Source organism: Acidobacteriota bacterium (genome assembly GCA_030774055.1).
Lineage (GTDB): Bacteria > Acidobacteriota > Terriglobia > Terriglobales > Acidobacteriaceae > JACPNR01.
This window is the reverse complement of record JALYLW010000098.1, coordinates 1-25,761: the sequence shown is the minus strand read 5'-3', so window position 1 is coordinate 25,761 and position 25,761 is coordinate 1. Positions and strand designations below refer to the sequence as shown.

Annotated in this window: 29 protein-coding genes and 1 tRNA gene; 12 read left to right on the top strand and 18 right to left on the bottom strand. The window is 63.4% G+C overall.

The window, feature by feature from the left end; translation table 11 throughout:
- Positions 1 to 168: 168 nt before the first annotated feature.
- Positions 169 to 924, bottom strand: coding sequence for an acyl-ACP--UDP-N-acetylglucosamine O-acyltransferase (lpxA, locus tag M3P27_08165; GenBank protein ID MDP9268284.1), 756 nt, complete (start codon positions 922 to 924; stop codon positions 169 to 171).
- A gap of 121 nt (positions 925 to 1,045) precedes the next feature.
- The gene (gene fabZ, locus M3P27_08160; GenBank protein ID MDP9268283.1) at positions 1,046 to 1,555 is read right to left on the bottom strand and encodes a 3-hydroxyacyl-ACP dehydratase FabZ; all 510 of its coding nucleotides are present in this window, start codon (positions 1,553 to 1,555) and stop codon (positions 1,046 to 1,048) included.
- Between the two features lie 121 nt (positions 1,556 to 1,676).
- On the opposite strand from fabZ, the gene M3P27_08155 reads away from it, so the two are divergent.
- A complete protein-coding gene (locus tag M3P27_08155) occupies positions 1,677 to 2,933 on the top strand; it encodes a M20 family metallopeptidase (protein ID MDP9268282.1) in 1,257 nt (418 codons plus the stop codon).
- Between the two features lie 19 nt (positions 2,934 to 2,952).
- Here the strand turns inward: M3P27_08155 and tdh are convergent, their stop codons facing one another.
- Both tdh and M3P27_08145 read right to left on the bottom strand, forming a co-directional pair.
- On the bottom strand, positions 2,953 to 4,011 hold the full coding sequence (gene tdh / locus M3P27_08150; protein MDP9268281.1) for an L-threonine 3-dehydrogenase: 1,059 nt from the start codon (positions 4,009 to 4,011) through the stop codon (positions 2,953 to 2,955).
- A gap of 102 nt (positions 4,012 to 4,113) precedes the next feature.
- Entirely contained in the window at positions 4,114 to 5,679 is a 1,566-nt protein-coding gene (locus tag M3P27_08145) for a hydantoinase B/oxoprolinase family protein (protein MDP9268280.1), read from the bottom strand.
- A gap of 191 nt (positions 5,680 to 5,870) precedes the next feature.
- On the opposite strand from M3P27_08145, the gene M3P27_08140 reads away from it, so the two are divergent.
- From M3P27_08140 to M3P27_08130, 3 genes are all read left to right on the top strand, one after another.
- Positions 5,871 to 6,359 carry a GNAT family N-acetyltransferase gene (locus M3P27_08140; GenBank protein MDP9268279.1) on the top strand — a complete coding sequence of 163 codons (489 nt, stop codon included), beginning with the start codon at positions 5,871 to 5,873 and terminating at the stop codon, positions 6,357 to 6,359.
- Positions 6,360 to 6,416: 57 nt separating this feature from the next.
- Entirely contained in the window at positions 6,417 to 7,166 is a 750-nt protein-coding gene (locus tag M3P27_08135) for a dienelactone hydrolase family protein (protein ID MDP9268278.1), read from the top strand.
- Positions 7,167 to 7,318: 152 nt separating this feature from the next.
- Complete coding sequence (locus M3P27_08130; protein ID MDP9268277.1) at positions 7,319 to 7,672, top strand: helix-turn-helix domain-containing protein; 354 nt, start codon at positions 7,319 to 7,321, stop codon at positions 7,670 to 7,672.
- Between the two features lie 168 nt (positions 7,673 to 7,840).
- Here M3P27_08130 and M3P27_08125 read toward each other — a convergent pair whose 3' ends face one another.
- A complete protein-coding gene (locus M3P27_08125) occupies positions 7,841 to 8,491 on the bottom strand; it encodes a response regulator transcription factor (GenBank protein ID MDP9268276.1) in 651 nt (216 codons plus the stop codon).
- Between the two features lie 247 nt (positions 8,492 to 8,738).
- On the opposite strand from M3P27_08125, the gene M3P27_08120 reads away from it, so the two are divergent.
- From M3P27_08120 to M3P27_08100, 5 genes are all read left to right on the top strand, one after another.
- Positions 8,739 to 9,350, top strand: coding sequence for a hypothetical protein (locus M3P27_08120; GenBank protein MDP9268275.1), 612 nt, complete (start codon positions 8,739 to 8,741; stop codon positions 9,348 to 9,350).
- Between the two features lie 101 nt (positions 9,351 to 9,451).
- A complete protein-coding gene (purH, locus tag M3P27_08115; GenBank protein MDP9268274.1) occupies positions 9,452 to 11,026 on the top strand; it encodes a bifunctional phosphoribosylaminoimidazolecarboxamide formyltransferase/IMP cyclohydrolase in 1,575 nt (524 codons plus the stop codon).
- 1 nt (position 11,027) lies between these two features.
- Positions 11,028 to 11,261: a hypothetical protein gene (locus tag M3P27_08110; protein ID MDP9268273.1), complete on the top strand. Its 234-nt coding sequence runs from the start codon at positions 11,028 to 11,030 to the stop codon at positions 11,259 to 11,261.
- A 321-nt stretch (positions 11,262 to 11,582) separates the two neighbouring features.
- Complete coding sequence (locus M3P27_08105; protein MDP9268272.1) at positions 11,583 to 11,987, top strand: MerR family transcriptional regulator; 405 nt, start codon at positions 11,583 to 11,585, stop codon at positions 11,985 to 11,987.
- Between the two features lie 248 nt (positions 11,988 to 12,235).
- Positions 12,236 to 12,505, top strand: a complete 270-nt coding sequence (locus tag M3P27_08100) for a PilZ domain-containing protein (protein MDP9268271.1) — start codon at positions 12,236 to 12,238, stop codon at positions 12,503 to 12,505.
- 8 nt (positions 12,506 to 12,513) lie between these two features.
- On the opposite strand, the gene M3P27_08095 is transcribed toward M3P27_08100, so the two are convergent.
- Positions 12,514 to 12,957 carry a DUF4440 domain-containing protein gene (locus tag M3P27_08095; protein MDP9268270.1) on the bottom strand — a complete coding sequence of 148 codons (444 nt, stop codon included), beginning with the start codon at positions 12,955 to 12,957 and terminating at the stop codon, positions 12,514 to 12,516.
- A 210-nt stretch (positions 12,958 to 13,167) separates the two neighbouring features.
- Between M3P27_08095 and M3P27_08090 the strand changes: the two genes are divergently transcribed.
- Both M3P27_08090 and M3P27_08085 read left to right on the top strand, forming a co-directional pair.
- Positions 13,168 to 13,371 (top strand): hypothetical protein, encoded by a 204-nt coding sequence (locus M3P27_08090; protein MDP9268269.1) that lies wholly within the window; start codon positions 13,168 to 13,170, stop codon positions 13,369 to 13,371.
- Positions 13,372 to 13,691: 320 nt separating this feature from the next.
- On the top strand, positions 13,692 to 14,930 hold the full coding sequence (locus M3P27_08085; GenBank protein MDP9268268.1) for a type IV pilus twitching motility protein PilT: 1,239 nt from the start codon (positions 13,692 to 13,694) through the stop codon (positions 14,928 to 14,930).
- A gap of 20 nt (positions 14,931 to 14,950) precedes the next feature.
- Here M3P27_08085 and M3P27_08080 read toward each other — a convergent pair whose 3' ends face one another.
- The 12 genes from M3P27_08080 to M3P27_08025 form a co-directional block, all read right to left on the bottom strand.
- A complete protein-coding gene (locus tag M3P27_08080) occupies positions 14,951 to 15,256 on the bottom strand; it encodes a hypothetical protein (GenBank protein ID MDP9268267.1) in 306 nt (101 codons plus the stop codon).
- Between the two features lie 243 nt (positions 15,257 to 15,499).
- Complete coding sequence (locus M3P27_08075) at positions 15,500 to 15,847, bottom strand: DUF3106 domain-containing protein (GenBank protein ID MDP9268266.1); 348 nt, start codon at positions 15,845 to 15,847, stop codon at positions 15,500 to 15,502.
- A gap of 10 nt (positions 15,848 to 15,857) precedes the next feature.
- Positions 15,858 to 16,439, bottom strand: a complete 582-nt coding sequence (locus tag M3P27_08070) for an RNA polymerase sigma factor (GenBank protein MDP9268265.1) — start codon at positions 16,437 to 16,439, stop codon at positions 15,858 to 15,860.
- 347 nt (positions 16,440 to 16,786) lie between these two features.
- Entirely contained in the window at positions 16,787 to 17,704 is a 918-nt protein-coding gene (locus M3P27_08065; protein ID MDP9268264.1) for an ABC transporter permease, read from the bottom strand.
- Positions 17,701 to 18,609: an ABC transporter ATP-binding protein gene (locus tag M3P27_08060; protein ID MDP9268263.1), complete on the bottom strand. Its 909-nt coding sequence runs from the start codon at positions 18,607 to 18,609 to the stop codon at positions 17,701 to 17,703. Before M3P27_08060 ends, M3P27_08065 begins: the two co-directional genes overlap by 4 nt.
- A 3-nt stretch (positions 18,610 to 18,612) precedes the next feature.
- On the bottom strand, positions 18,613 to 19,032 hold the full coding sequence (locus M3P27_08055) for a GntR family transcriptional regulator (protein ID MDP9268262.1): 420 nt from the start codon (positions 19,030 to 19,032) through the stop codon (positions 18,613 to 18,615).
- A 52-nt stretch (positions 19,033 to 19,084) separates the two neighbouring features.
- Positions 19,085 to 19,660 (bottom strand): hypothetical protein, encoded by a 576-nt coding sequence (locus tag M3P27_08050; protein MDP9268261.1) that lies wholly within the window; start codon positions 19,658 to 19,660, stop codon positions 19,085 to 19,087.
- Positions 19,661 to 19,946: 286 nt separating this feature from the next.
- Entirely contained in the window at positions 19,947 to 20,222 is a 276-nt protein-coding gene (locus M3P27_08045; GenBank protein ID MDP9268260.1) for a hypothetical protein, read from the bottom strand.
- A 309-nt stretch (positions 20,223 to 20,531) separates the two neighbouring features.
- Positions 20,532 to 20,954 (bottom strand): glyoxalase, encoded by a 423-nt coding sequence (locus M3P27_08040; protein MDP9268259.1) that lies wholly within the window; start codon positions 20,952 to 20,954, stop codon positions 20,532 to 20,534.
- Between the two features lie 53 nt (positions 20,955 to 21,007).
- A tRNA-Pro gene (locus M3P27_08035) sits at positions 21,008 to 21,084 on the bottom strand.
- 63 nt (positions 21,085 to 21,147) lie between these two features.
- A complete protein-coding gene (locus M3P27_08030) occupies positions 21,148 to 21,972 on the bottom strand; it encodes a polyprenol monophosphomannose synthase (GenBank protein MDP9268258.1) in 825 nt (274 codons plus the stop codon).
- 115 nt (positions 21,973 to 22,087) lie between these two features.
- Positions 22,088 to 24,628 carry a VacB/RNase II family 3'-5' exoribonuclease gene (locus M3P27_08025; GenBank protein ID MDP9268257.1) on the bottom strand — a complete coding sequence of 847 codons (2,541 nt, stop codon included), beginning with the start codon at positions 24,626 to 24,628 and terminating at the stop codon, positions 22,088 to 22,090.
- Between the two features lie 437 nt (positions 24,629 to 25,065).
- Between M3P27_08025 and M3P27_08020 the strand changes: the two genes are divergently transcribed.
- A complete protein-coding gene (locus tag M3P27_08020; protein MDP9268256.1) occupies positions 25,066 to 25,629 on the top strand; it encodes a polymer-forming cytoskeletal protein in 564 nt (187 codons plus the stop codon).
- Positions 25,630 to 25,761 lie beyond the last annotated feature (132 nt).

Sequence of the window (25,761 nt, the reverse complement as noted above, 5' to 3'; positions counted from 1 at the left end):
TGCGCTAGGGCTTCCTCGACTCGCGCTCGGTCGCTATGCTCCTTCGCGCTCGCTCGGAATGACAATCATGCTTTCGGCGGCACTGAAGTGGCGCCCCTCCGAACGACACCCCAGCACGTCCGCACTTGATCCGCGTTCCTCTGCGTTTATCAGCGGCGAAAAAAAGAATCACTTGATCACGCCGCGCGCGCTCGTCTCGATGAACTTCACCAGGTATTCCACGTCCGCGCCGAGGCCGGAGTCCGACTTCAGTTTTTCGAGCGCCTGCGAGGTGTTCAGCTTCGACGCCAGCAGCACGCGGTAGGCGCGCTGGAGCAGCTGGATGCGCTCCTTCGAAAAGCCGCGACGCTCTAGTCCGACGGAGTTCACGCCATAGGCGCGGTTCTCGCGCGCGGCCGAGGTCTTCGAGAACGGCAGCACGTCTTGCGTGATGATGGAGCCGCCCCCGATGTAGGCATTGGCGCCGACGCGCGCGAACTGATGCACGGCGCTGAGTGCGCCGACCACCGCCCACTCTTCCACCGTCACGTGGCCGGCGAGCGTCGCTCCGTTCACCAGCATGGCATGGTCGCCGACTACCGAGTCGTGTCCCACGTGCGAGTAGGCCATGATGAGCGTGTGACTGCCGATGCGCGTGACGCCGCCACCCTTCACCGTCCCCCGATTCAGGGTGACGTACTCGCGGATCAGGTTGTGGTCACCCATCTCGAGACGCGTCGGCTCGCCCTTGTAGGTGACGTCCTGCGGCTCGAGGCCGATGGCGCAGAAGGGAAAGAAGCGGTTGTGCTTGCCGATCTTCGTGGGGCCATGGATGACGACGTGCGCGAGCAGTTCGCAACCTTCGCCCAGCTCCACGCCCGCGCCGACGACGCAGTGGGGACCGATCTTGCAGGTAGGATGGATCTTGGCGGAGGGATGGATCACAGCCGTCGCGTGGACGGTTTCTTGTTTCTGGTTTCTCGTTTCTCGTGAGGAAGCGTTTTGCGACAACGCTTTGCGAGACGCGCCCGATGAGCGTTTTCGCGAAGAGCGCCGGACGGCCACGCTAACTCTTTGCCGCTTTGCCGGGATTCTGCACCAGCTGACAGGTGATCACCGCTTCGCACGCCAGCTTCTCGCCGACAAACGCCTTGCCTTGCATCTTCGCCGCGGTCGTCCGCCAAGCGAGCACCTCCACCTCGATGCGGAGCTGGTCACCGGGAACGACCGGCTTGCGGAACTTGGCGCGCTCGATGCCGGTGAACAACATCAGCTTGTCGCGGTCGGCAAGAGCGGTGAGCAGCAGCGCGCCGCCTGCCTGCGCGATGGCTTCCACGATGAGCACGCCGGGCATGATGGGAAAGCCGGGAAAGTGTCCCTGGAAGTAGGGTTCGTTCACGGTGACGTTCTTGAGCGCGACGATGCGCTCGCGGGGCGTCATCTCGATCACGCGGTCGATAAGCAGGAAGGGATAGCGGTGCGGCAGCAGGCGCATGATCTCGACGATGTCGAGGACGGGCTTGCCGGCAGTGTCGGCTGGCGGTTCGGCTACTGCGGTCTTTGACGTGTCAGCCATGGAGTTATCCGCCAAGTGCGGTAGGCAAGGATTAAGGCTGACGATTATAGTGGATGGCCCGCGCCCGGCCTACTGCGTTGACGGAAGCCTGGTTGACTAGCAGACGGAGCGCATTCGACCCATGGCCAGACCAGCAAAGACAAAGGCGAAGCCCGCGGTGAAGTCCCACGACGGCGGTGGTCCCTCCCGAGCCGTGGTTTCGCGCGACGTCGTTTCACGAACCCTGGCGCAGGAGCTGCTGCAGTGGCTGGCGCGCGAGCAGCGGCAGATGGTGGCGACCATCAAGAACCTGGTGGAGATGGAATCGCCCAGCCACTCCAAGGCTGCGATCGACAAGTTGAGCCAGCACCTGGCGCAGGAGTTCCGGCGCATCGGCGGCAAGGTGACGCTGCATCCGCAGCGCAAGGCCGGTGAACATCTGCAAGTCGAGTTCCCTGCCGGCAAGCGCGGCGACGCGACGTTGAAACCCATCCTGCTGCTCGGCCACATCGACACGGTGTGGGATCTCGGGACGTTGCGCGGGATGCCGTTCCTGATCCAGAAGGGACGCCTGTGGGGACCGGGCGTCTACGACATGAAGACGGGCATCGCGCAGATGCTGTTCGCCATCCGCGCGCTGCAACAGATCGCGGGCGGTCTGCCGCGTCCGGTGGCGGTGCTGCTGGTCTCCGATGAAGAGGTGGGCAGCGAGACCTCGCGCAAGCTGACCGAATCCATCGCGAAGAAGTCGGCGGCGGTGCTGGTGTGCGAACCGTCGCAGGGACCGCAGGGCGCGCTCAAGACGTGGCGCAAAGGTGTGGGCGAGTACACCCTGCGCGTCATCGGACGCGCCGCGCACTCGGGCGTAGACTTCGGCGCGGGCGAGTCTGCGGTGCTCGAGCTCGCGCACCAACTGCTTCAGGTGGCGGAGTTCACCGATCTGGAGCGCGGCGTCACGGTGAATCCGGGAGTGATCCGCGGCGGCACGCGGACGAACGTTGTCCCGGCCGAGGCGGTGGCGGAGATCGACGTCCGCATCAAGCGCCTGGAAGACGCGGCTTACGTGGAACAGAAGTTCCGCTCGCTCAAGCCGAAGAACAAGAACTGCCGCCTGGAGATCTCGGGCGGCATGAACCGTCCGCCGATGGAACGCTCGGAAGGCGTCGCGCGGCTTTACGAGTTGGCGCAACGCGCCGGAGAAGCATTGTGCATCGGGGTTTCCGAATCCGGCACCGGCGGCGGCTCAGACGGAAACTTTACCGCCGCGCTCGGCATCCCCACGCTCGATGGCCTCGGCGCCGTAGGCGAAGGCGCGCACGCCACCAACGAAAGCGTGTTCCTGGATGAGATCCCGCGCCGCACCGCGCTGCTCGCGCTGCTCATCGAGAGCATCCGCTAGGTCACCAACCGTAACCCAGCTACTTTGGTATTCCGTTGGGATAGAGCAGGATCTTGCTCGCCTCGCCGGTCTTCAGCCGGTCCATGCCTTTGGAGAAATCTTTTATCGCCATGCGGTCGGTGATCACGGGATGGAGGTCGAGTTTGCCGGCTTTGAGCAGCGCCTCCATCTGGTACCAGGTCTGGTACATGCGGCGTCCGTTGATGCCGAGTATGGTCGCGCCCTTGAAGATGATGTCGCCGGCAAAGTTCATCGTGACCGGCTTTGACGGGATGCCGAGGATTGACGCGCGGCCGCCGAGCCGCAGGATGGAGAAGCCGAGCGAGATGGCGTCCTGGCGGCCGGCCATCTCGAGCAGCACATCCACACCGACGCCGCCGGTCGCTTCCATCACGGTCTGCTTCACGTCGTCCTTGGTAGGGTCGAGGACGAAGTCGGCCTGCATCTGTTTTGCGATCTTGCGGCGATGTTCGTTGACCTCGATGGCGAAGACTTGCGTCGCGCCGCAGGCCCGCGCGACGGCGATGGCGAAGAGTCCGATGGGTCCGCAGCCGGTGACGGCGACTGTCTTGGCGGCGATCTCGCCGGAGAGCACGGTGTGCACCGCGTTTCCTAACGGGTCGAGCAGCGAAGCGTACTCCGGCGGGATGGCGGGATCGATCTTCCAGATATTCGATTCGGGGATGACCACGTACTCGGCGAAGGCGCCGTTCGAATCCACGCCGATGATCTTCACGAACTGGCAGATGTGCGCGTCGCCGGTGCGGCACTGGAAGCACTTGCCGCAGTTCACGTGCATCTCGGCGGAAACGAAGTCGCCTTCCTTGACGCGGGTGACATCTTTGCCGACGGCGGCCACGTCGCCGGCAAACTCGTGCCCGGGGATGAGCGGCGGCTGGATGCGGTTCTGCGCCCACTGGTCCCAGTTGTAAATGTGCAGGTCGGTGCCGCAAACGCTGGCGATGCGCACCTTCACCAGCACGTCGCGGTCGCCGAAGCTGGGAACCTGGACATCGCGGATGTCCGCGCCCGGGGCCGCCTCGGCCTTCACCACCGCCATCATTGTTGATTTGGCCATTGCGTCTGACTCGTCCGTGGATGCACTCCGAACACTAGATTCTACACGCGAATAATCGGGGGATCGGGTCATCTGGTGATCGGGTGATCGCTGCCACCTCGGTCATTTCTTTCCCCATCCGCCACCTCCGGGACTCTCCACGCGTATCCTCTCGCCTGCACGCAGCCGGACGCTGGCCTTGCCGCCGAGCTCGAGCTCCGAGCCATCGCGATGGATGACGACCGCGCGTCCAGGAGCGCCGTCGGCGCCGCCGTTCAGACCATACGGACCGCGCTCGCGCCGGTCGGCGAGCAGCGTGACCTCGGCGCCGGTAAGCAACTCGATCTCGCGCACGATGCCGTCACCGCCGCAGTGCTTTCCTGCTCCGCCTGAGCCGCGGCGGAATGAATACCGGGTCACGCGGAAGGGATAGGCGTATTCGAGCGCTTCGGCCGGCGTGTTCAGCGAGTTCGTCATGTGCGTGTGGATGCCGGAGACGCCGTCCTTGGTCGGGCGCGCGCCAAAGCCGCCGGCAATGGTCTCGTAGTACGCGAAGGGTGAGTGCGTTCGAGGATCGTCGCCGCCGATGGTGAGGTTGTTCATCGTCCCGCTCGACCCGGCAGGGATACGCTCGGGCAAAGCTTGCGCAAGCGCGCGCAGCAGCACGTCCACGATGCGCTGCGAGGTCTCCACGTTCCCACCCGCCACCGCCGCCGGCGGACGCGCATTCACGATCGTCCCTTCGGGCGCGATGACCTCGATGGGACGCATGAGCCCGGCGGTCGCGGGGACATCTTCTTCGAGCAGGCAGCGGAAGACGTAGAAGCAGGCGGAATACGTGATGGCGGCGACGGCGTTGAGGGGTCCGGCGACCTGGGGATCGCTGCCGGTGAAGTCCACGGTGACCAGTTTTTGTAGCCCGCTCGCCCCCGAGCGGGCACGTCGAGCCGAGGGGGAGACCGTGATCGTCGCCACGATCTTCACCGGCGTGTCCGTTACGCCATCGTTATCCAGGAAATCTTCGGCGCGATATTCGCCCGGTGGGACTTTCGCCAGGAATGCCCGCATCATGCGCTCGGAGTAGTCGAGCAGCGCCCCCATGGCCGCGTTCACGCGCGCTAGGCCATAACGCTCGCTGACCTCGCGCAGCCGCACCTCGCCGGTGTGACAAGCGGCAAGCTGCGCCCCGAGGTCGCCTTCGCGCTCCGCCGGCGTGCGCACGTTATTCAAAAGCAACGACAGCACGTCGCGCTGCAGTTCGCCCCCGGCGACCAGCTTGACCGGCGGGATACGCACGCCTTCCTGATAGATCTCACGGCAGAGTCCCATGGAGCCGGCGTAGGCGCCGCCAACATCGGCGTGGTGGGCACGGTTGGCAACGTAGAAATCGGGCTGCGACCTGCGGCCGCGGCTCAGCTCCCGTGAGGAGATGAACACCGGCGCGACCAGCGTGATATCCGGCAGGTGGGTCCCGCCGGCAAACGGGTCGTTGAGCATGGCCACGTCGCCGGGTGCGAGGTCCAAGCGATCGATGGCCGCGCGCACCGACATGGGCATCGATCCGAGGTGGACGGGCATGTGGTCGCCCATGGCGATGACCGCGCCGCCCGCGTCGAAGACGGCGCAGGAGTAGTCGCGGCGCTCTTTGATGTTGGGGGAGAAGGCGGTGCGGCGCAGCGCGGCGCCCATCTCCTCCGCAATGGAATGGAAGATGTTCTTGAACACCTCGAGCTCGACGGCATCGACGCGCGGCTTCACGCGAGAGAGTGTACCCGTGGCGGAAGGACAATGGAAAATGGACAATGGACAATTCTTTGGAGCCGGCGTGTAAGCCTGCACATCACTCAATTGTCATTTGTCGATTGTCCATTGTCATTCTTATGGCAGTCATAGCCCAAGCCAGCAGCCGGGAACAGATCGAGCAGGCCCGCGCACTCTTCCTCGAGTACGGCGCCTCGCTCGGCTTCAGCCTGTGCTTCCAGTCGTTCGACCAGGAGCTTGCCGGGCTCCCCGGCGACTACGCACCGCCGGCGGGGCGTCTGCTGCTGGCGGAGGTTGGAGGCAAGCCGGCGGGATGCGTGGCGCTGCATCGACTCGGCGAGACCTGCGCCGGCAAGCGCGAGCTGCTCTGCGAGATGAAGCGGCTCTACGTGCGCCCAGACTTCCGCGGACAACAGCTCGGCCGTCGCCTGGTCGAGGAGGCCGTGCGCGCCGCCCGCGGCATCGGATATAAGAAGATGCGGCTCGACACGGTCGAGCCCGTCATGGGGCATGCTTTGGCGCTCTACCGCGAGCTGGGCTTCCGCGAGATCGCACCGTATCGCGAGAACCCGATCGCCGGAGCGCTGTACATGGAGTTGGACTTGTAGACTAGACCCTTCACCACGGAGACCCGTGGTTCGCAGAGAATGTTCACGGAGGACGTCATGAGGAGAGTCATTTCTCTTTTTGTCGGATCGTTGCTGCTCGCCACCGCGGCCTTTGCCGCGACCTCGCAGCCGGTGAGCTATAAGAGCGGCGGCGACACGGTGCAAGGCTTGCTCTTCAAGCCCGCGCAGGCGAAGGGCAAGCTGCCCGCCATCGTGGTGATCCACGAGTGGTATGGGTTGAACGACTGGGTGAAGGAGCAGGCCGGGAAGCTCGCCGACCAGGGCTACGTCACGCTCGCGGTGGACCTATACCGCGGCAAGGTCGCCACCACATCTGACGAAGCGCACGAGCTGATGCGCGGGCTGCCGGACGATCGCGCGCTCCGCGACCTGCGGGCGGCGGTGAGTTACCTCACCGGGCGCAAAGACGTGGACGGGAAGCGCATCGGCGCTATCGGATGGTGCATGGGGGGCGGCAAAGCCGCGCTGCTGGCGGCGAATGAGCCCACGCTGCGCGCCGTCGCCATCAATTACGGCAGTGTTCCCGCCGACGAAGCGAGCCTGAAGAACTGGAACGCGGCGACGCTCGGACTGTTCGGCGGCAAAGACCGCGGCATCCCGCCGGAATCGGCGCAGAAGTTCGAAGCCACGATGAAGCAGCTCGGCAAAGATGTGGGGGTCCACATCTATCCGGAGGCCGGCCATGGCTTCGAGAACCCGAACAACCAGGCAGGCTACCGCGCCGACGACGCTGCCGACGCGTGGAAGCGCATCACCGAGTTCTTTGCCAAGAAGCTGAAGCGCTGAATCGGCGCGCCGAGTGCGGTGCCACGTAATGATTTCCGTCGTGCAGCAGACCGTTCCGCATTGACAAAATTTGTGCTTGCCAGAAGGTTCTACTCTGGTTACTATTCCCGCACCCCAGAGACGTCCTAGCTGCATCGGAACGCAAAAATCACATGAACATCGGCGAGACGATCCGCAATTTCCGCCTGCAAAAAGGCATGTCGCAGGGTGACATCGAGAAGCGTACTGGGCTATTGCGCTGCTATCTCTCGCGCGTAGAAAACGGCCACACCATCCCTTCGCTCGATACCCTTGCCAAGATAGCCGGCGCGATGGAATTACCGCTGGCGCAATTCTTCGCTGACCACGCCGGTGAGAATGGCGGCGCCAAGAACGCGCCTCAGCTCTCCGAAGATGAGGTCCGCTTCCTCACCCAGATCCGGCGCTACTCGGCCGCGCTGAACGATAGCGACCGCAAGCTGGTGCTGGCCATGGTGAAGAAGATGGCCGCCAGCGCGGGCAAGTAGTCGTTGGAAGTCGCTGGTCTCTAGTCGCTAGTCCCTAGCTAACCCATTTGTTTACTGTCGCATAGCTGCGCATCCACTCCCTTGGAGTCTCGTGGGAGTCTGACGATTGAAGACCAGCGACTGGCGCCTTCCCAGGCTAGCGCCCAGAGACTAGCGACCAGCGACTTCCTAAGCTGCCTTGATCTCGCTCAAGGCCATCACGGCGAGTTCGAGACGGTCGCGGGCGCCGGTCTTCGAGAAGGTGGATTGCAGGTGGCGCTTCACCGTGTTCTCGCTGATGCCGAGCTCCACTCCGATGTCCTTATTCTTCATGCCGCGCGCGACGAGGAAAGCGATCTGGCGCTCGCGGTCGGAGAGGCGCGCGAGGGCGCTGTTCTGTCCGCGCGAATCTTCGATGGTGGAGAGCACCTGCTGCGCCAGGTCGTCAGACAATGCCAGCTCCCCGGCCACCACCGCGCGGATGGCGGTGAAGAGCTTGGTGGGGTCGTCACCCTTGAGCACGAGGCCGCGCGCCCCGAAGCGCACCGCCTGAGCGTAATCGAGCTGGCTCTCCGAACCGGTGAGCACGACGGAGTGGACGAATTGTCCGCTGCGGTCGATGGTGCGCAGCACCTCAAAGCCATCCGGATCAGGCATGAAGAGGTCGAGGACGAGGATCTCCGGCTTCTCTTTCCGCGCGAGTTCCAGAGCTTCGGTGCCATTCGCCGCCTTGCCCACGACTTCGAAATCGGGCTGGCTCTCGAGCAGCGCCGCGAGCGACTCGCGCAGCACGGCGTGGTCGTCGGCGATCACGATGCGGATTTTTGGTTTCGCAGCCATGTCTCCCCAGATCTACAGAGTACAGATCGACGCAGTGCAGTAAAGAAAGATAGATGCAAGTGGCTGCCGGGGGCGGTACCCGGTACCCAGTACAGACCGGGCCGTGGATGGCGACGTGGCACGGACTATCGTGAGCTGTTGGATAACGGGTACCGCGTGCGGGTTACTGAAGACTGGGTACCGAGTACTGAGTACTGCTTTCTCATGCTATATTCCCCACTCCCCCGCCTTTCCCTTGAGGTGAAGCGTGACCGTCGATGAGGAACTGAATCTTCTCGAGGAATCGGTCCGCCGGCTGAAGATCGAGTACGACGTCTACTTCGGCGGCGGCTCCAAGCGGCCCCCGGCCGATACCGACTGGCGCGTCCAGACCCTCATCAAGAAGCATTCGGACGGCCACAAGATGACCTTTCCGCAGCGCTTCCGCTACAACGCCATTGTCCAGCGCTATGCGCTGTTCAGCGACCTCTGGCGGCAGAAACTCAAGATCAAGGAAGAGGGTTATCGCCGTCCCCAGGACGCCGTGCTCGGCATCGCCGGCATGCGCGACGAAGAAGAGCGGGAGGCCGCCGCCGCGCTCAAGGGCGAAGAGCCGGCCGGGGCGGGCGACAAGCCGTTCGTCGCGCATTTCTCTGACGTCGACGCCGAGCATGACCGCGTGCAGGCGCTTTACCAGGCGATGCTCTCCGCCAAGCAGAAGGCGGGCGAGTCCGCCCCTGGCGGCGACCTGGATTCCTTCAAGCAATTCGTGAAAAAGAAGACCGAGCAGTTGCGCAGAGACTATGGCTGCCACGCGGTGGAGTACTCGGTCGAGATGGAGAATGGCCAGGTCAAGCTGAAGGCGAAGGCGAAAGTGTAGTACCCAGTACTCAGTACCCGGTACCCAGTGGCCCCTCTCTCGTTTCTCCTCTTCTCTTCTATAATTCCCCGCTCTCCTAAACCTTTCGCCGAGGAACCATCGTGGCCAAGATCGAGCGCGCGCTGTTGAGCGTCACCGACAAGACCGGGCTGGTGGAATTCGCAAAATCACTGTCCGCGATGAACGTGGAGCTGGTCTCTACGGGCGGCACGGCGAAGCTGCTGCGCGAGGCTGGCATCGCGGTGCGCGATATCTCGGACCTCACCGGCTTTCCCGAGATGCTCGATGGCCGCGTCAAGACGCTGCATCCCAAAGTGCACGGCGGCATCCTGCACATGCGCGGAAAAAAGGAACACGTGGCCGCGGTCGAAGCCCACGGCATCCAGCCCATCGACATGGTGGTGGTCAACCTCTACGCCTTCGAGAAGACGGCGGAGAAGCCGGGCGTGGAGTTCGACGAGGTCATCGAGAACATCGATATCGGCGGGCCCAGCATGGTGCGCTCGGCGGCGAAGAACTTCCGCGACGTCGCCATCGTCACCTCGCCGGCGGACTACGCCGCCGTCGTTTCCGAGATGCAGGCGAGCGGCGGCTCGCTCTCGCTCGCGACCAAGTGGCGCATGGCGCAGCAGGCCTTCGCGCTGACCGCGGCTTACGACTCGGCTATCGCCGCGACGCTGGAGACAATCGGCGTGGAAGGCGAGAAGTTCGAGAAGCAGGAAGACCCGGGCGGCTTCCCTGCTTCGTTCCCTGCAACCCTGCGCCTTGCCTACCGCAAGAACATGGACCTGCGCTACGGCGAGAACCCGCACCAGAAGGCGGCGCTGTACTCCGACGGCTCGGGAAAAGGCGTGGCCAACGGAAGACAGCTTCAGGGCAAGGAACTTTCCTACAACAATATCGTGGACCTGCAAGCGGCGTGGGACCTGGCGCAGGAATTCACCGAGCCTGTGGTCGCGATCATCAAGCACACCAATCCATCCGGCACCGCCACGGGCAAGACCTTGCTCGAGGCCTACAAGAAAGCGCTCGAAGCCGACCCGGTCTCGGCCTTCGGGGGCGTGATCGGCGTGAATCGGCCGATCGATGGGCCCACGGCGGAAGAGATGGCCAGGCTTTTCGTGGAAGCCATCGCCGCGCCCGGCTTCGATGCCGAGGCGCGCGAGAAGTTCGCCGCCAAGAAGAATCTCCGTCTGATGGAGATCGCGGGAACGGAACCGAAGTGGGTGATGAAGAACGTCTCCGGCGGATTGCTGTTGCAGGATGAAGACCACCGTCCACTCACCGACGCCGACTTGAAGATCGTCTCCCAGCGCAAGCCGACTCCGGAAGAGATGCGCGCAATGCTCTTCGCCTGGAAGGTCGCGAAGCACGTGAAGTCGAACGCCATCGTCTACGCCCGCGATGGACAGTCCATAGGCGTGGGTGCGGGGCAGATGTCGCGCGTCGATTCCACCAAGATCGGCGCGATGAAAGCAGTGCTGCCGATCAAGGGGACCGTCGCCGCCTCCGACGCCTTCTTTCCCTTCCCCGACGGCGTGGAAGTGATCGCACAAGCGGGCGCGACCGCCATCATCTCGCCCGGCGGTTCGGTGCGCGACCAGGAAGTGATCGACGTGGCCGACCGGCTCGGCCTGGCGATGGTGTTCACCGGCGTGCGCCACTTCCGCCACTGAGATGGAAAAGGACGACAAGAAGCCGCCGCTTGGCGAGTCCATGGAGGCCGACCGCCCGCGAACTCCTCGCGCCACCGTGCGACAGCGGGAGAAAAAACTTCGCGATCAACTGAGGGAGTTGTTGCGACTAGATAATGAAGAGCAGCTGCGTGCGGCCTTACGTGAAGAGTTTGCGATCGAGCAGGATGATCCGCGCTTCAACGCGATCTTGCAGATTTGGCGCGAGCAGCGCTAAGTCTCTTCACCCGTTTGGCGAACCGCTGGACCCGTGCTTGACGTTCGCGTTCCGGGAACTTTTCTAAGTGCCCTTCGATGAGCTGGGCCATACGTTCGACGGCCTCTTCTCTGCTCAACTTCGGTTTTCCCTTGGGTGCAGTGGCCATTCTCTTCCTCACCAGCATTCTAGTACACCAGCATTCTAGTACGTTCCCGTTCGCTGCCCCAAGGATTAGATGCGTCGGCCACACCGCGGCAGATCTTCAACAGTTGAAGTTTTGCTTGAGCCGCCGTACTATCCGGAAACACCCTCGTAGAATCTGAGCGCACCACCTTCCGCATGAGCCGTTCGAAGAACGCCGCGAGCAAGAAGTCCACCGAAGTCCACATCCCCGACAAGCTCTACTTCCGCATCGGTGAAGTATCGAAGCTCTGCCGCTTGCAGGCCTACGTGCTGCGCTTCTGGGAGACGGAGTTTCCGCAACTCAAGCCGGTGAAGAGCTCGACCGGACAGCGCATGTACCGCAAGAAGGATGTGGAGGCGGTGGTCCGCATCAAGACGCTGCTCTACGACGAAGGCTTCACCATCGCGGGAGCGCGCCAGCAGCTCCGCACCGAGTCGCGCGACAGCAAGACGCACCAGCCGGCGCTGTTCGGACATGCGGGGGGTCCCGGACGCAGTGAGCTGCGCCAGCTCCGCTCCGGCCTCAAAGAGATACTTAGCCTGCTCTCGGCACGGCACTAGGCGCACCGGCTGTCCCCCCCAGGCCAGATATGTCTTGGCACGATATCTTTGGGCACGATATCCTTGGGAACGATATCCTGGGACATCGTGCCTTGGGGCAACATACTTTCGTTCCTTGCCAAACCCACGTCGCGGGATTATGCTTTCCGGCGATTTCCACCCAGCTCCTTAACGCCCTTCCCCCTTTGGTGCGTATGGAAGGCTCGACGTCATTTGCGCCCGTCCGTGCTGCCCGCTATTCCATAGCGGTGCCGCTGAAATATCGCCGCGTCGGCGAGCAGGAGTGGCACGCCGGCGTGGCCGAGAACATCAGCCAGACCGGCATCTTCTTCCGCGGCGACCGTGGCCTGACCGAGCAAGAGGTCATCGAGATCAACTTCAGCTTGCGCGCCGTATCCGCCCCGGAGGGCTCGGGCTCCGCGCGGAGTTCTCCGCAGCCCTGCACCGCGATCATCATCCGCACCGACCGCTCGCGGGCGGGGAACAAGCCCGGCTTTGGTACCCGCTTCCTCGACTAGCGGACGGTTTACCTCTCGCGAACGGCGGACGGCCCTGCGTTCCAAATGTCGATGGCCGCCTTCCACGAGCCGTCGGGCTGTTTTCGCCAGACGACCACGCCGCGATTCCTGAGGGTAACCAATCTTCCATGTGGTTCGCGGAAGGTCATCACATCGGTGCCCGTCTCGTAGGCCATGTCGCCCGCGGCGGCGACGACCACTTTATCGGTGGTGAAGCTGATGGAGAAGTCGGGGGAAGCGAACGCTTCCGACACGTACTTGCGGATCGCGGCCTTGCCTACGATCGGCGGAGCTTCGGGCTGCAAGATGGTGGCGTCATCGGACCAAAAAGAGATGGACTTCTCGACGTCTCGCGCCTTTGCCGCCGCCAGCCACTGCGCATCTGTGGTGCGGATCGCAGCCTCTTCCTGGCTGAGGTCCGCCGCGGGCTTTGCGTGGCCACACCCGAGCATCACTAACAAGAGCGCTGCGAAACCACAAACCATCATCCTACGGCCCATGCTCCCCCCTCGGTTAGATCTTCCGGTAACGATACGCTGAGCAAGAGTCCTAGGGCTACACGCCGGCGGATACTTCCGGCGCGCGTTCTAATGAATAGCGAGCCGCCGCCCGTGCTCGATTAGAATCAGGCACGCGGCCTAGAACTGCCGCAGGAGGCAAGCATGGCAAGGAAACGGAAACTGCGGCTGGAGAAAGCTGCCGTCAAGATCGGCACGGCCCTGGGCAAAGCCACGCGCGCTGCTCGCATCGCGAGAGAAACGAGCCCGCGGACGAGGAAAGAGTTGGCGCAACTGAAGAAGTCGCTCGGCGTCCTGGTGCAGGAGCTCGAGAGCGCAACGAAACGGGTGAAGCGAGCGCTGCGCTAACCGTCGTCTCCTAAGAGTCCGAACCTGAACGACTGCCACAATGACGACCGTCTGCGCGGCCGCCGTCAGCGAAGGCGCCGCCGCTTCCCGGATGGGGAATTCTTCCCGTTTTGAACTGGGCGCTGCCGCAAATGCTGCATTCTTCCGCGCCCACCGCCATATAACTCGTTTGTAATCCGCGTGGCAAACCTTCCCAGGAACGGTGCTTTGGCTGCTCTTACACACGTAGACGCAGGAAAGAAGAGGTCTGCCATGAGCTTGCAAGGAGATCGGCGTGAACAGGATTGACTCCGCTGGAGACGGTCCCGGTCAAGGTCCCGATGGTCGCCCACCCCACCGCAGCGGAGGGTGTAGTACCGGCGCCAGCGTTGCTGGTTGAAGCTGCCGCCGGGAGCGCGAAGCCGGCGCCAACGTGGGTGGTTGAGCGGTTCGAGATCGACCGGTATTTCGCCGCGCAACTGGCGCTGGGGGCTTCCGACATCCATCTTTCGGCGGAAGTGCTGCCCATGGCGCGCAAGGATGGCGAGATGGTCGCGCTCGCCGGGTTCACTGCCCGGCTGAGCGCGGCGGATACCGAGCGCATCCTGGGGCAGATGATGCCGGAAAAGAACGCGCAGGAATTCCGGCTGCGCCACGACACCGATTTCGCTTACGAATTCGGCGACGACGCGCGCTTTCGCTGCAACGTGTTCATGGACCGCAAAGGCATGGCGGGGGTGTTCCGCGTGATCCCCGGCAAGATCCTCACCGCCGAGCAGCTCGGCTTGTCGCGCGACATCTTGAAACTCTGTTACTTGAGCAAGGGCCTGGTGGTGGTGACCGGGCCGACGGGCAGCGGGAAATCGACTACGCTGTGCGCGATGGTAGATTATGTGAACCGCAACCGCAGCGACCACATCATCACCATCGAAGACCCCATCGAGTTCGTGCACGAGAACAAGCGCTGCCTCATCAATCAGCGTGAGGTCCACAACCACACCGACTCATTCAAGAACGCGCTGCGCGCGGCGCTGCGCGAGGATCCCGACATCGTTCTGGTCGGCGAGATGCGTGATCTGGAGACCATCTCCATCGCCATCGAGACGGCCGAGACCGGCCACCTCGTCTTCGGCACGCTGCACACCAACACCGCGCCTTCGACGGTCGATCGCATCATCGATCAGTTCCCCACCGACCGCCAGCCGCAGATCCGCATCATGCTCTCGGAGTCGCTGAAGGGAGTGATCGCGCAGACGCTGTGCAAGAAGGTCGGCGGCGGCCGTATCGCGGCGCTGGAAGTGATGATCTGCGATCATGCCATCGCAAACCTCATCCGCGAAGGCAAGGTGATGCAGATCCCCTCCGCCATGCAGACGGGCAGAGCGAAAGGCAACGTCACGCTGAACGAGTCGCTCTTTGAGCTGGTCAAGAAGAAGCTCGTCGAGCCCCGCGACGCCTACATCAAAGCCGTCGACAAGGCGGGATTCGAAAGCCTCTTGCTGCGAGAGAACCTTGACGCTACGTTCATCCGCGGCATGACGGATGCCGCCGCCACTCTTCCCGTAAGAACGGCGGCCTGAGCAGCGGGACGCCCCATACCTCAGGGCACGCGTTCAGGACCGCTGCGCACGCCTGGTCCGCGCTCGATGTGGTTGAGCAGCAAGCGCCACATGTCGATCTCCAACTCGAACTGGTGTTTCTCGGCGCTGTAGCCCGAGGGCAGGCTGGCCAGGTTGGTCTGCATCTGGGACAGCAGGGACCGCATGCGCTCGAGCTCTTTGCCGGAACGGTCCGGCGGGGGTGGCGGCGCGGCAGGCGTCCCGGTCTGCGATTGCGCGGGCGTTTGCGCGAGTAGCGGGCCGGCCAGAAGGAAAGCAGAGAGAGATATCGCTTTTCTACGCTGCATGGATCGAAGATCACTCCTGACAGGATTCTAGAACCTCGGCAGGAAACGCCACGCCCATAACGGCTCGATCCTTGAACAGTGATCAGTAAGCTACGGCGGCCATCGGCAGCGGCTTTGCTTCCTGGACCCGGGCGACGACCGTCATTTGTGTTCCTGCGCACGCGAAGAGAGGTGCGACGCCGCGCGCAACGTTCGCTTGCTATGTACCCCGAGTTACGGGAAGCAGAGCGCGAGAGTTCCAGTTCATTGCTGCTTGCTCTCGCCGGCCGGTGGCACGAATCCCCACCGTCCGCGCCAGCCTTGCCGGACGCGTTCCCGCTCCTCCGGCGTCATCTTCTCCCAGCGCTCGGCCATGCGGCGGCGATAACCGGAGCGGCCGGAACCCTTCCATCCCGTTCCGCCGAAGAGGATGCGGCACAGCACCAGCAGTCCTAGCGCTTGCCAAAAGGTGACCTCGCGCCAGCCGAAGAGCTCCGGCAGCAGCCAATTCCACAGGTGCAGCACGATCTCACCGCCGATGAAGACAAATAGCAGCATCCCCAGGATGGCCAGCGGCGCGATGAAGATCATTCGCTTCACTCTCGGTCTCATGTTCAGTCCCTCATGCTTTCGTGAATTCGTCGTAAATCTCTTGCAAGCGCTCGCGCAGATGCAGCACCGCATAGCGTTTGCGCGAGAGCAGTGTGTTCACACTCACTCCCGTCGCGGCAGCGATCTGCTTGAAGCTCAGTCCTTCGAGCTCGTGTGCCACGAACACGGCGCGCTGCTCCTCCGGCAACTCCTCGACCGCTGACTCGAGCTCGTCGAGCAGCATCTGGCGAGCGTAAAGCGCCTCCGGTCCGGCATCGGGCGAAGGCAGCAGGTCTTCGAATCGAAGACCTTCGAGCTGCAGCAGTTCGGCGTCGTCCGCATCCTTGCCCGCGATCGAGGCAACGCTGAAGCTCTCCGGCCGTCGCTCGCGGAAGAGATCGGTGATGCGATTGCGCGCCACGCGAAACAGCCAGCCGGTAACGTGCTCGATCGGCATGAGCAAGCGGTTCGCTTCCACCAGCTTGTAGAAGACGTCCTGCAGAATGTCCTCGGCATCGCGTGGGTCGGGCACGCGCCGGCGAATGAAATTGCGCAGCCGGGACTGCTCCCGCTCGACCGCTTCGGAGATCCGCTGGTCTTGTTCGGGTAGCATCCGCTCCATCAATTCGTAGACCTGGTCCGCAAAGCGGGCTCGCTGCGTCCTTCATCTATGGTTGTAGACGGATGAAGGGGTGCGGATATTGTGTGCGGATATTGTAGGGTTGCTCAGCTCGCTATTGTCCCGCCGCGAGTGCTTGTTCCCTCCAGCGTTGTTCGTTCACGCCCTCATCCTCGCGACCATTCTGCCTGGCAAGGAAGCCGGTCTCCACCGCTCCATCGGCGTTGTAGAGCGGTGCGAGGTAGATCCCATGCCGTGCGGCAATCGCCCCAGTCTCCTCGACCCGCTCCGGCGTGATGGACCCTCGTCCCTCGTCCTCCTGAGATTCGAATCTTTGCGAATCAGATCGGTCCTTGTTGCCGGCGCAGGCGGACAGCGGCGGCGAGGAACGCGGCGCCGAGCGCCAGTCCGAACCACATGCCTGGACTGCTGAGGAAGTGACTCAACGGCGGCGTCATGGCGGCCATCGTCATCACCTTCTCCTTAGCGGCCGGTGCGCCGCCCGGGTCACCCGCGAAGCGGTACGCGAGCCACTGGCCGAAGTGCGTCGTGTTGAAGGCGATCTTCTCGACCAGCCCAACGGCGAGCAGCGGCAGCGTGGCCCAGAGATAGGGCGCGCGGCGCGACCACGCGGAGCACAGCAGCAGCCATCCCCAGATGGGCGCGTACCAGAAGCCGTGTCCGACGACGAGGTGGTAGAAGAGGATCCACGAATCTTGTCCGAAGGAAACGTGCGACCAAACGCTGAGATCTGTCCCCAGCAGCCTGCTGCTGGCCAGCAACAGCATGATGGCCTGCGTGACCACGGTGAGGCCCCAAGTCCCAAGCGGGATGACGACGAACGGGATGCTCGCCTTCGCCAGCACCGCCGTGAGGTCGGAGACGGGCAGCGACTTCCAGAACAGGATGCTGCGGTCGCGACGCTCGCCATACAGCGCGTCGAGGCAATAGAACGTCCCCACCAGGAACGTGGTGAACATGAGCAGCAATGCGGCAAAAGTGTACGGCTGGTTGATGGTTCCGTGCAGTTTCATCGGGTCGAGCGCCGCAGCGGCACGCAGCTTGTCGGGCAAATGGACCAAGCCGAGTGCGAAACCCGCGAGGATCAGAGCTGCGACCGCGAGCGGCGCGAGGTAGAGGTAGCGGTTCTCCCACAGCTCGCGGCGCAGGGACCAGAGGAAGCGCTGCATCGCCGAGATCTCGGCCGGCGCCATGGCCTGCGCGCCGACAGCCGAGTCGTGCATGGCAGTGGTGTTCATTGCGACGCTCCTTGCTTTCCAAAGACCTGTTCCTGGCCGCCACCAACGATAGCGACGAACAGGTCGGCGATGCTCGGCGTGCGCACCTCGCCCAAGGCGGCGAGCCGCTCGCGCTCGACGGCGTCGGATCCAGCGTCGGATCCAAGTCTGAACAGCATGACGCTGCGGCCCAACGCCGGGCGCTCATAGATCGGCTTGAGCGCTTGTGCCGCGGCGGCCTGCTCGGGACGCACCATCACTTCCAGGTAGCGCGCCTCCACATCTTCCATGCTCGACTGGAACACGATGCGTCCACGGTCGATGAACATCACGTCGGTGAAGACGTGCTCGACCTCCTCCACCTGGTGCGTGGTCATCAGGATGGTGCGGTTGCGGTCGAAGTAATCGCCAAGCAGCGTGTCGTAGAACTGCTTGCGATAGAGGATGTCGAGGCCGAGCGTGGGCTCGTCGAGCACCAGCAGGCGCGCGTCGATGGCCATCACCAGGGCGAGGTGCAGTTGCGTCACCATGCCCTTCGACAATTCCCTGACCTTGCTGCCGCGGTTGATGGTGGTCTTTGCGAGGAAGCCTTCCGCTTTCGCGCGATCGAAGCGCGGATGCACGCCGGCGACGTAGTCGAGCGCCTGCGAGACCCGCATCCAGCGTGGCAGCACGGCGACGTCGGAGATGAAGCAAACGTCGCGCATCAGCCGGTCGCGTTCGTTCCACGGATCGCGGCCCAGCACCCTGAGCTCTCCCTGATAGGGAGTGAGTCCGAGGATGGCGTTGAGCGCGGTGGTCTTGCCGGCGCCGTTCGGACCGATGAGCCCGAGGATGCGCCCTTCTTCGACCCGCAGATCGATGCCATCCAGCGCGACGGTCTTACCGAAGGTCTTGCGGAGGCCGCGTGCTTCTATGCATGCCATGGTTCAACTCTTCTCGTCATTCTTCTTGGCTTTCGACTCTGACTCCGTGGTTTTCGGCTCCGAGCTCTTCGGCGATGCGCCGTTCAGCAGGTCTTCCGGCCACAGGCCTAGCCGCTGGATGGTGGCGCGGATCCTTGGCCACTCCTCGCCCAAAAACTTCTGCCGCTCGCCCTGCAGCAGCAGGTCACGCGCGCCGGCGTTGATGAACATGCCGAGGCCGCGTCGGGATTCGACCAGGCCTTCGTCCACCAGTTGCTGGTAACCCTTGAGGACCGTGAGCGGATTCACCCGATACTCCGCCGCGACGTTGCGCACCGAAGGAAGCGGATCGCCTTCCTTTAGCACGCCGTCGAGGATCATCGCGACCACGCGGTCGCGAAGCTGGCGGTAGATCGGCTGACTGTCGTTCCACTCACGGTCCATCGGGTCCTCGGAAAATCCCTTCCAGCAGACCTTACCAGAGACAACACGTGCATCAGTTCACGCGGTGCAGTTCGAACCGCGCACGGACCGGCGTGCCGGTCGGCAGCATGTAGGTCCACTCCTCGGCGTGATGGTTGGCGTCGATGATGGTGAAGATCGCGTGATGCATGTGTCCGTGCTTGTCGCTGCCGGAAAGTTCGGCAAAGTCGAATTCCAGCGTCTTGCCGTCGGGCGAGGACTTCGCCACCATGTGCGGACGGTTCCCGGCATCGCAATAGTGGACGAGGTTGAGTTTGTCCGCGTCGAGGTACACCATCGTCACCGGATGGTCGTACTTGGTGGCGTCGAGCGGCGTTCCCGCTACCTGGAATTCGTGGACGAGCACGTTGCCACGCGAGGTCACGCGCATGGTGACGTGCAGCGGCTGGATGTCGGGGTTGGCGCCCTGCGCCTTCATCGCCTTTTTCATGGCTTCCGGCATGTCGGTTCCCACTGGACCTTCCCACTCGCCGGCGAGGGTCTTAATGGTGTCGAAGGAAACCTGCGCCTCGGACTTCGGCGCCGGTGTCTTAGGCGCGTCCATCTTGTGGGTCTCGGACTGCGCGAAAGCAAACGGTGATAGCAACATCAGAACAGCGGAAATCAGAAAACGGTGGGATCTCATGTTTCATTCTCCTTGCGGTTCATTCCTGTTTGCTCTCGGGTCGGGGTTGTTGGCTGGCCTGCTTCCGTCCTGACCCAGCAGCTCTGATGAACCATACTGGTATAGTTAACTATAACACTATATAACATGTCAAGAGGTCTGTTTGACTTGCCGCTATACGTATGGAAACAAAGGGACGTGCGCGCAGGATTTAGAGTGCTCGCGGCCAACCACGCGCCCGGACGGGAAATGGGGCTCTTTTGCTGCCACGCTACCCTTCGCGCTGGCTCCAGCCACCGGCGAGGGACGCGGCCAGCATGCCGACGAGGTTCACGATCGAGTCCAAGGCGATCACGCGTATCGAGAGCGACTCTTGCCAGCCCCAGCCAGCCATCCCCATCGTCATCAGCGCCCACAGTGCTACGGCAGCGTAGACGGCGGCCTTCGGGGCAGAATGCGCGCGGCCCGCAGAGTACGCCATGATGGCCACGCCGATCGGCAGGCTCAGCACCACCCACACGAACCAGACCTCGGCAGTAAAAGGCATCTGGCGCCTGCTGGCGGCCATTGCATCCACCCATTCCCTACGCATGAAAGCGAACCAGGCGACGCCCCAGACGAAGTTGTAAACCACCGTCCAAAGGGCGCCACTGGCAACGACGCGCGGCCAATCGAGCCTGCTCACTGGCTCCTCCGTTCCCCGCGGAGAGATTGCGCGCAGGCTAAGCGCGGAAGATGTAGAAGTCAACAAGCAGGAATCGCTGCGCGTAGGTCTCGCTGCCGGTTTGTCACCAAGCGACAAGAAGAAAGATTGGTCGGTCCTAGCACGCGATTTCGACCCTGGTCGATGAACCGATCACCCGCTCCGCGAAGGCCGCCTGCTCGCGGGCCGGGGCGCAGAGAGCGCACTGATCGTGACGTAGTATCTGTCCGGATCCCGGAGTGAGAACTCCCTTGTTTGAGTGTTCGGGTTCACGTGCGGCTCCTCTTCGAGCCGGGCGACGAGAGCGCGTGCCCTCCTCAGTGCCATGTCGAAGTCGTCGACGCGGAAGAACAAGAGGAGCCCGTTGCCAGGTGGCGCCTCCTCCGGACTTATCAAGGTGGGATGTTCGTGCGCGCCCCACTGGTGGAGGCAGAGCAAGACGGTTCCATCCGTATCCAGGATCTGACCAAAGTGGTCATGGGCTGGAGGGATCTGGAGCTGGCCAAAGAGCGACTGGTACCATTTGTAGCTCCCCGGAACGTCGCCTACGCCAATGATCGTCCATGTGCGTTTCATCGCATGTCCAGCACGCGCACGATATCATCTTCGAAAAGATGGAAAAAGAGAAATGGTCGGGACGGGCAGATTTGAACTGCCGACCCCTCGCACCCCAAGCGAGTGCTCTACCAGGCTGAGCCACGTCCCGACGTAGGAAGGAAAGCACCGCGAACACGCGCAGTGCCGGGGTCGCTGTTATTTTACACGAGCGTCATTTTATACGGGCATCGGGGCCGTTGTTATCCGCGGCGCTGTCCGCGCCTGCGGAGGCCGCCGCGCCCACCCGCCGCAGTTTCCACAGCAGAACAAAGTAATCGACCACCACGCCGGCGCTGCCTTTGCTCTTGCCTGCCTGGCGGACACCGAACTGGAAGGGGACTTCGACCACTCGGCCGATGCTTCCGCGGACAGGTTTCATCAGGACCAGTATCTCGAGCAGCAGCTTGAATCCCTGCGCCGCCAGCGGCACGCCGGCGATCGCCTGGCGCCGGACCAGAAAAAATCCCGAGGCCGGGTCAGAGACGCGCCGCTCTTTCGGCAGCACGAAACCGGTGGTCCATATTCCGACGACCGAAAGCAGTCGCCGCGTGAGGCTCCATCCCTTCGTGGATGCGCTGGGCACGTAGCGGCTGGCGAGAGCAAGATCGGCGCCGGCGCCGGACTGCATGGCGCGCCACAACTCGGGGAGAAGTTCGGGCGGATGTTGCAGGTCGGCGTCCATCACGCCCAGCACTGCCGCTTGCGAATTTTGCCAGCCGCGGACCACCGCTGACGCTAGACCTCGCTCGTCCTTGCGGATGATCAACCGCACGTGCGCATCCCGCGCGGAGACGTCACGCACGCGCTCGGCGGTAGCGTCAGAGGACTCGTCGTCCACCACGATGACTTCGTACGTGATGCCGGCCGGCCCGAGGGCCGCTGCAACGCGCTCGAGTAGCGGCGTGATGTTCCCTGCCTCGTTGAAAGTAGGGATCACGAGCGCGAGCTGCGGCGTGGACGCTGCTTCGTCTATCAACGGGACGATCAGGTCAGGCATGGGAGGAAGGAGATTAGCAGGAAGGCAGACAAAACCAAGATGCTTCGTCGCTGCTCGGCCGCTGGAGAAAGCGCGGCCTCGACGACGCTCCTCAGCATGACCCCTCGAAGAGTGCTCAGCGCCGCTGCTTGTGGCGCTTCTTCGCGCGCGGCAGCTCTTCCTCCGCGAGCGCGAACTGGATCTTGTGTTGCACGTAGTCGATGCGATCCACGATCACGCGCACGCGCTGTCCCAACGAATACTGGCGCCCACCGCGCTCGCCCACGATCTGCTTGGTGTTCTCGCGGTAGGTGTAGCGATCGTCGGTCATGGTGGCGAGCGGCACCAGGCCTTCGATGAACATGTCCATCAGCTCGACGAACAATCCGAACTTGGTAACGCTCACGATCAGGCCTTCGAACTCTTCGCCCAGCCGGTCGCGCATGAACCTGATCTTCTTCCACTCCATCAGTTCGCGCTCCGCATCGTCGGCGCGGCGCTCGGTCTGGCTCGACTCTTCCGCGATCTCGTGCAACACGCCGATGGGAATGACCTCCGGAACAACGACCTCCGGAATATCTGGCTTGGCCGACTCCGACCGCTCCGTTTGGCCCGCGCGCTTACTCCACGGACTCGGCGCTTCGCTGTGCGGCGGCACGCCTTTGCCGCTGGGCGCTTTCTTGTGCGACTTCGTCCGTGACTCGGTTCGCACCTCCGCTGTTTCTCCATGCAGCACCGCTTTCAACAGGCGATGGATGATGAGGTCGGGATATCGCCGGATGGGCGAGGTGAAGTGCGTATAGGTGGGCGCCGCGAGCGCGAAGTGGCCAAGGTTCTCTTCCGAATAGCGCGCCTGCTTGAGCGAGCGCAGCATGAGGTAAGAGAGGATGCGCTCCTCCGGCTTGCCCGCGATCTTCTGCGTCAGCTTCTGGTACATCCGCGGCGTGATGTGGACTTCTTGCGGCAGCTCGATCATGCGCGGATTGCTGCGCCCGGAGCCGTAGCGCTGGCGGCGATCGCCCCGCGTTTCCATCCGCCGGACGGGCAGCGCGCCCACGCCGAGCGAGTAGCCAAAGCTCGCCGCGATGGTCTCGAACTCGTAGACCTTCTTCGGATCCGGTTTCTCGTGGACGCGATAGATGGAAGCGACGCGCGCCTCGAGATAGCTGGCGACGCACTCGTTCGCTGCCAGCATGAACTCCTCGATCAAGCGATGCGCGAACTGGCGCTCGGACTTGGTCACGCTTTCCATCATGCCCTGCTCGTCGAACTCGATCTGCGGCTCGGGCAGGTCGAAATCGATGGAGCCGCGGCGCACGCGCTTGCGGTTCAGGATCTGGGCGAGCTCGCGCATCAGCTCGAAGTTCGCGACCAGCGGCGCGTAGTGCGCGCGCAGCGCGGCGTCACCATCGAGGATGAGCTGCACGTTGGTATACGTCATGCGTTCGGCCGAGCGGATGATGCCCTCGTGCAGCTCGTAGCTCACCACCTCGCCCTGGGGATCGACCTCCATCACGCAGCTCATCACCAGGCGCTCGACCTGCGGACGCAGCGAGCACAAGTCGCTCGAGAGCTCGGTCGGCAGCATGGGAACCGCGCGGTCGGGGAAGTAGACGGAGTTGCCGCGCAGCCGCGCTTCGCGATCGAGTGCCGTATCTTCGCGGACGAAATACGCCACGTCGGCGATGTGCACGTGCAGGCGGTAGTTGCCGTTATCGTCATTCACCCGCTCGACGTAGACGGCGTCGTCGAAATCGCGCGCGGTCTCGCCGTCGATGGTCACGATGGGCAGTTCGCGGTAATCGTGGCGCCGCGCGCGCTCGTCGGGCGCGATGAGCGCGTCATACGCTTGCGCCTCGGCGATGACCGCTTCCGGAAAGCGGTGCGGGATGTGGTGCTTGCGGATGATGATCTCCACGTCCACGCCAAAATCGTCCTCGCGGCCCAGGATCTCGACCACACGCCCGCGCGGACCCTGCGTCTGCGTAGGCCAGTCGGTGATCTCCACGTCCACCACCACGCCTTCAAGGTCGCCGGCGTCAGCCGCGGTGGTGCGTTTGGCTTCGGAGCCGATCACGCGATCGCGTTGCAGGCGGGTGGGCTGCTCCATCCCGCGCGGGATCACGATGTCGGTGGCGAGCTTCTCGTCGATGGGCGTGACGAAGTTATTCTTCGGGCCGTAGTGGAAGACACCGACGACGGTATCGTGGGCGCGGTCGAGCACTTTGAGGATGCGTCCCTCGGCGCGGCCGTCCGGGCGGATGGTGCCGAGCTCCACCAACACGCGGTCGCCGTGCATTGCCGTGCCGACGGCCTGCGGGTTGATGAAGATGTCGCCGGAGATCTTGCCCTTCAGCTCGGCGCTCTCGGGGATGGCGAAGCCAAAGCCGTCGCGATGCATGGAGAGCCTGCCAACGGCGGTTGGACGCCCGGGAGTGGCCGGCCGTCTGCCTCCGTCGCCACCGTCGCTCGCGCCCCGGCGCTTTGCCGGCATGGCCCAGCGATCGCCAGGCAGCACCGCCAGGTCGCCACGCCGGACGAGTTTGGTGAGGTGGTCATGAAGCTCGCGGCGGGCATTGCCGCCGCCTAGGCCGAGCTCGCGGACGAGCTGCTTGAACCCCGCCGTCTGATTGGGCTGGCGCTCGATGTGGCGGAGGATGTCCTGATCGTTCAGCATGGTTGGTTCAAGAGGTGTGCGGCTCCGACGTCTCGGTGTGTCATTTTCGACGCGGTCACACGACCCGTTCGCCGTAGTCCCATGTTAAGCGCGAATGACTTTTCGCAGTAGGGCCTTTACCCGATATAAGAAATGCTCCGGGCGGCGCAAGATTTACCCGCTCCGAACGCGGTTCGCGCTGCATCGTGTTTGTGATGCGAAGGCAGCGGGAGCAGTAAAACCCCGCCAAACGGCCTTTGCAGCGTAGCATTGAGCAACAACCGGGCAGAGACTCTGTTTGGCACGGAACGTGCGAGTGCCTGGTCATCCCCCAAGCAACTGTAAACGGGCGGGCCGCAACCACGGTCGTCCACACTAGAACACGAGCGCGAGTGGGCCACACACATCGTCCACCAGCGCGTCACCGATCCAGCCGATCCAGACAGAGGACAAGCCCAATGTGGAAGCCCGCGAATCCCCCCGCCACCCCCGCAGCGAAGACCACTACCCCCGAACCGGAGAAGAATGTTATGAGCACGACCCCGCAGAACCTGAATCCGATGGGCGAACCCACGCCGGCGTCCGCGCCGCGTAATGCCGCTCTGAACCCCACTGAACAGGCCACGATCGGCAAGTCGCTCGTGATCAAAGGCGAAGTGAGCGGCTCGGAGTCGCTCTACATCGATGGCCGGGTGGAAGGCGCCATCAACTTGGCGGGCAATCGCGTGACCGTGGGCCGCAACGGCGTGGTGAACGCCAACGTGGTGGCGCGCGAGATCGTCGTGATCGGCAAGGTGAAGGGCAACCTGAACGCCAGCGATCGTGTGGACATCCGCAACGAAGGCTCGCTCACCGGCGACGTTATCGCGCAGCGCATCTCCATCGAAGACGGCGCCTTCTTCAAGGGCGGCATCGACATCCAGAAACCCGGCAGCCGCGCGAATGGCAAGTCGGACGAGAAGATGCCGACGACCACCGCGACCTCGACTTCGACTTCGCCGACCGCTTCCGCCACCGCGTAGATTCGGTCGCGTAGACTTCGGTCGCGTGACTTCGGTCGCATGACTTCGGCCGCGTGACTTCGGCCGCATGACTTCGGTCGCATGACTTCGGTCGCATGACCCAGGCCAGATGTTGTTTACACAGCGTGGGCG

Bases quoted from the DNA above. Each gene is read 5' to 3' on its own strand.
- M3P27_08050 (MDP9268261.1), bottom strand. From the start codon at position 19,660: ATGTTGCTATCACCGTTTGCTTTCGCGCAGTCCGAGACCCACAAGATG.
- M3P27_08060 (MDP9268263.1), bottom strand. From the start codon at position 18,609: ATGGCATGCATAGAAGCACGCGGCCTCCGCAAGACCTTCGGTAAGACC.
- M3P27_08085 (MDP9268268.1), top strand. From the start codon at position 13,692: ATGGTCGCCCACCCCACCGCAGCGGAGGGTGTAGTACCGGCGCCAGCG.
- M3P27_08105 (MDP9268272.1), top strand. From the start codon at position 11,583: ATGAGCCGTTCGAAGAACGCCGCGAGCAAGAAGTCCACCGAAGTCCAC.
- M3P27_08025 (MDP9268257.1), bottom strand. From the start codon at position 24,628: ATGCTGAACGATCAGGACATCCTCCGCCACATCGAGCGCCAGCCCAAT.
- M3P27_08065 (MDP9268264.1), bottom strand. From the start codon at position 17,704: ATGAACACCACTGCCATGCACGACTCGGCTGTCGGCGCGCAGGCCATG.
- M3P27_08080 (MDP9268267.1), bottom strand. From the start codon at position 15,256: ATGCAGCGTAGAAAAGCGATATCTCTCTCTGCTTTCCTTCTGGCCGGC.
- M3P27_08140 (MDP9268279.1), top strand. From the start codon at position 5,871: ATGGCAGTCATAGCCCAAGCCAGCAGCCGGGAACAGATCGAGCAGGCC.
- M3P27_08090 (MDP9268269.1), top strand. From the start codon at position 13,168: ATGGCAAGGAAACGGAAACTGCGGCTGGAGAAAGCTGCCGTCAAGATC.
- M3P27_08055 (MDP9268262.1), bottom strand. From the start codon at position 19,032: ATGGACCGTGAGTGGAACGACAGTCAGCCGATCTACCGCCAGCTTCGC.
- M3P27_08040 (MDP9268259.1), bottom strand. From the start codon at position 20,954: ATGAAACGCACATGGACGATCATTGGCGTAGGCGACGTTCCGGGGAGC.
- M3P27_08075 (MDP9268266.1), bottom strand. From the start codon at position 15,847: ATGAGACCGAGAGTGAAGCGAATGATCTTCATCGCGCCGCTGGCCATC.
- M3P27_08155 (MDP9268282.1), top strand. From the start codon at position 1,677: ATGGCCAGACCAGCAAAGACAAAGGCGAAGCCCGCGGTGAAGTCCCAC.
- M3P27_08125 (MDP9268276.1), bottom strand. From the start codon at position 8,491: ATGGCTGCGAAACCAAAAATCCGCATCGTGATCGCCGACGACCACGCC.
- M3P27_08130 (MDP9268277.1), top strand. From the start codon at position 7,319: ATGAACATCGGCGAGACGATCCGCAATTTCCGCCTGCAAAAAGGCATG.
- M3P27_08135 (MDP9268278.1), top strand. From the start codon at position 6,417: ATGAGGAGAGTCATTTCTCTTTTTGTCGGATCGTTGCTGCTCGCCACC.
- M3P27_08045 (MDP9268260.1), bottom strand. From the start codon at position 20,222: ATGCCTTTTACTGCCGAGGTCTGGTTCGTGTGGGTGGTGCTGAGCCTG.
- M3P27_08030 (MDP9268258.1), bottom strand. From the start codon at position 21,972: ATGCCTGACCTGATCGTCCCGTTGATAGACGAAGCAGCGTCCACGCCG.
- M3P27_08020 (MDP9268256.1), top strand. From the start codon at position 25,066: ATGTGGAAGCCCGCGAATCCCCCCGCCACCCCCGCAGCGAAGACCACT.
- tdh (MDP9268281.1), bottom strand. From the start codon at position 4,011: ATGGCCAAATCAACAATGATGGCGGTGGTGAAGGCCGAGGCGGCCCCG.
- M3P27_08110 (MDP9268273.1), top strand. From the start codon at position 11,028: ATGGAAAAGGACGACAAGAAGCCGCCGCTTGGCGAGTCCATGGAGGCC.
- fabZ (MDP9268283.1), bottom strand. From the start codon at position 1,555: ATGGCTGACACGTCAAAGACCGCAGTAGCCGAACCGCCAGCCGACACT.
- M3P27_08070 (MDP9268265.1), bottom strand. From the start codon at position 16,439: ATGCTACCCGAACAAGACCAGCGGATCTCCGAAGCGGTCGAGCGGGAG.
- M3P27_08095 (MDP9268270.1), bottom strand. From the start codon at position 12,957: ATGCTCGGGTGTGGCCACGCAAAGCCCGCGGCGGACCTCAGCCAGGAA.
- M3P27_08145 (MDP9268280.1), bottom strand. From the start codon at position 5,679: ATGGGCGCCGCGCTGCGCCGCACCGCCTTCTCCCCCAACATCAAAGAG.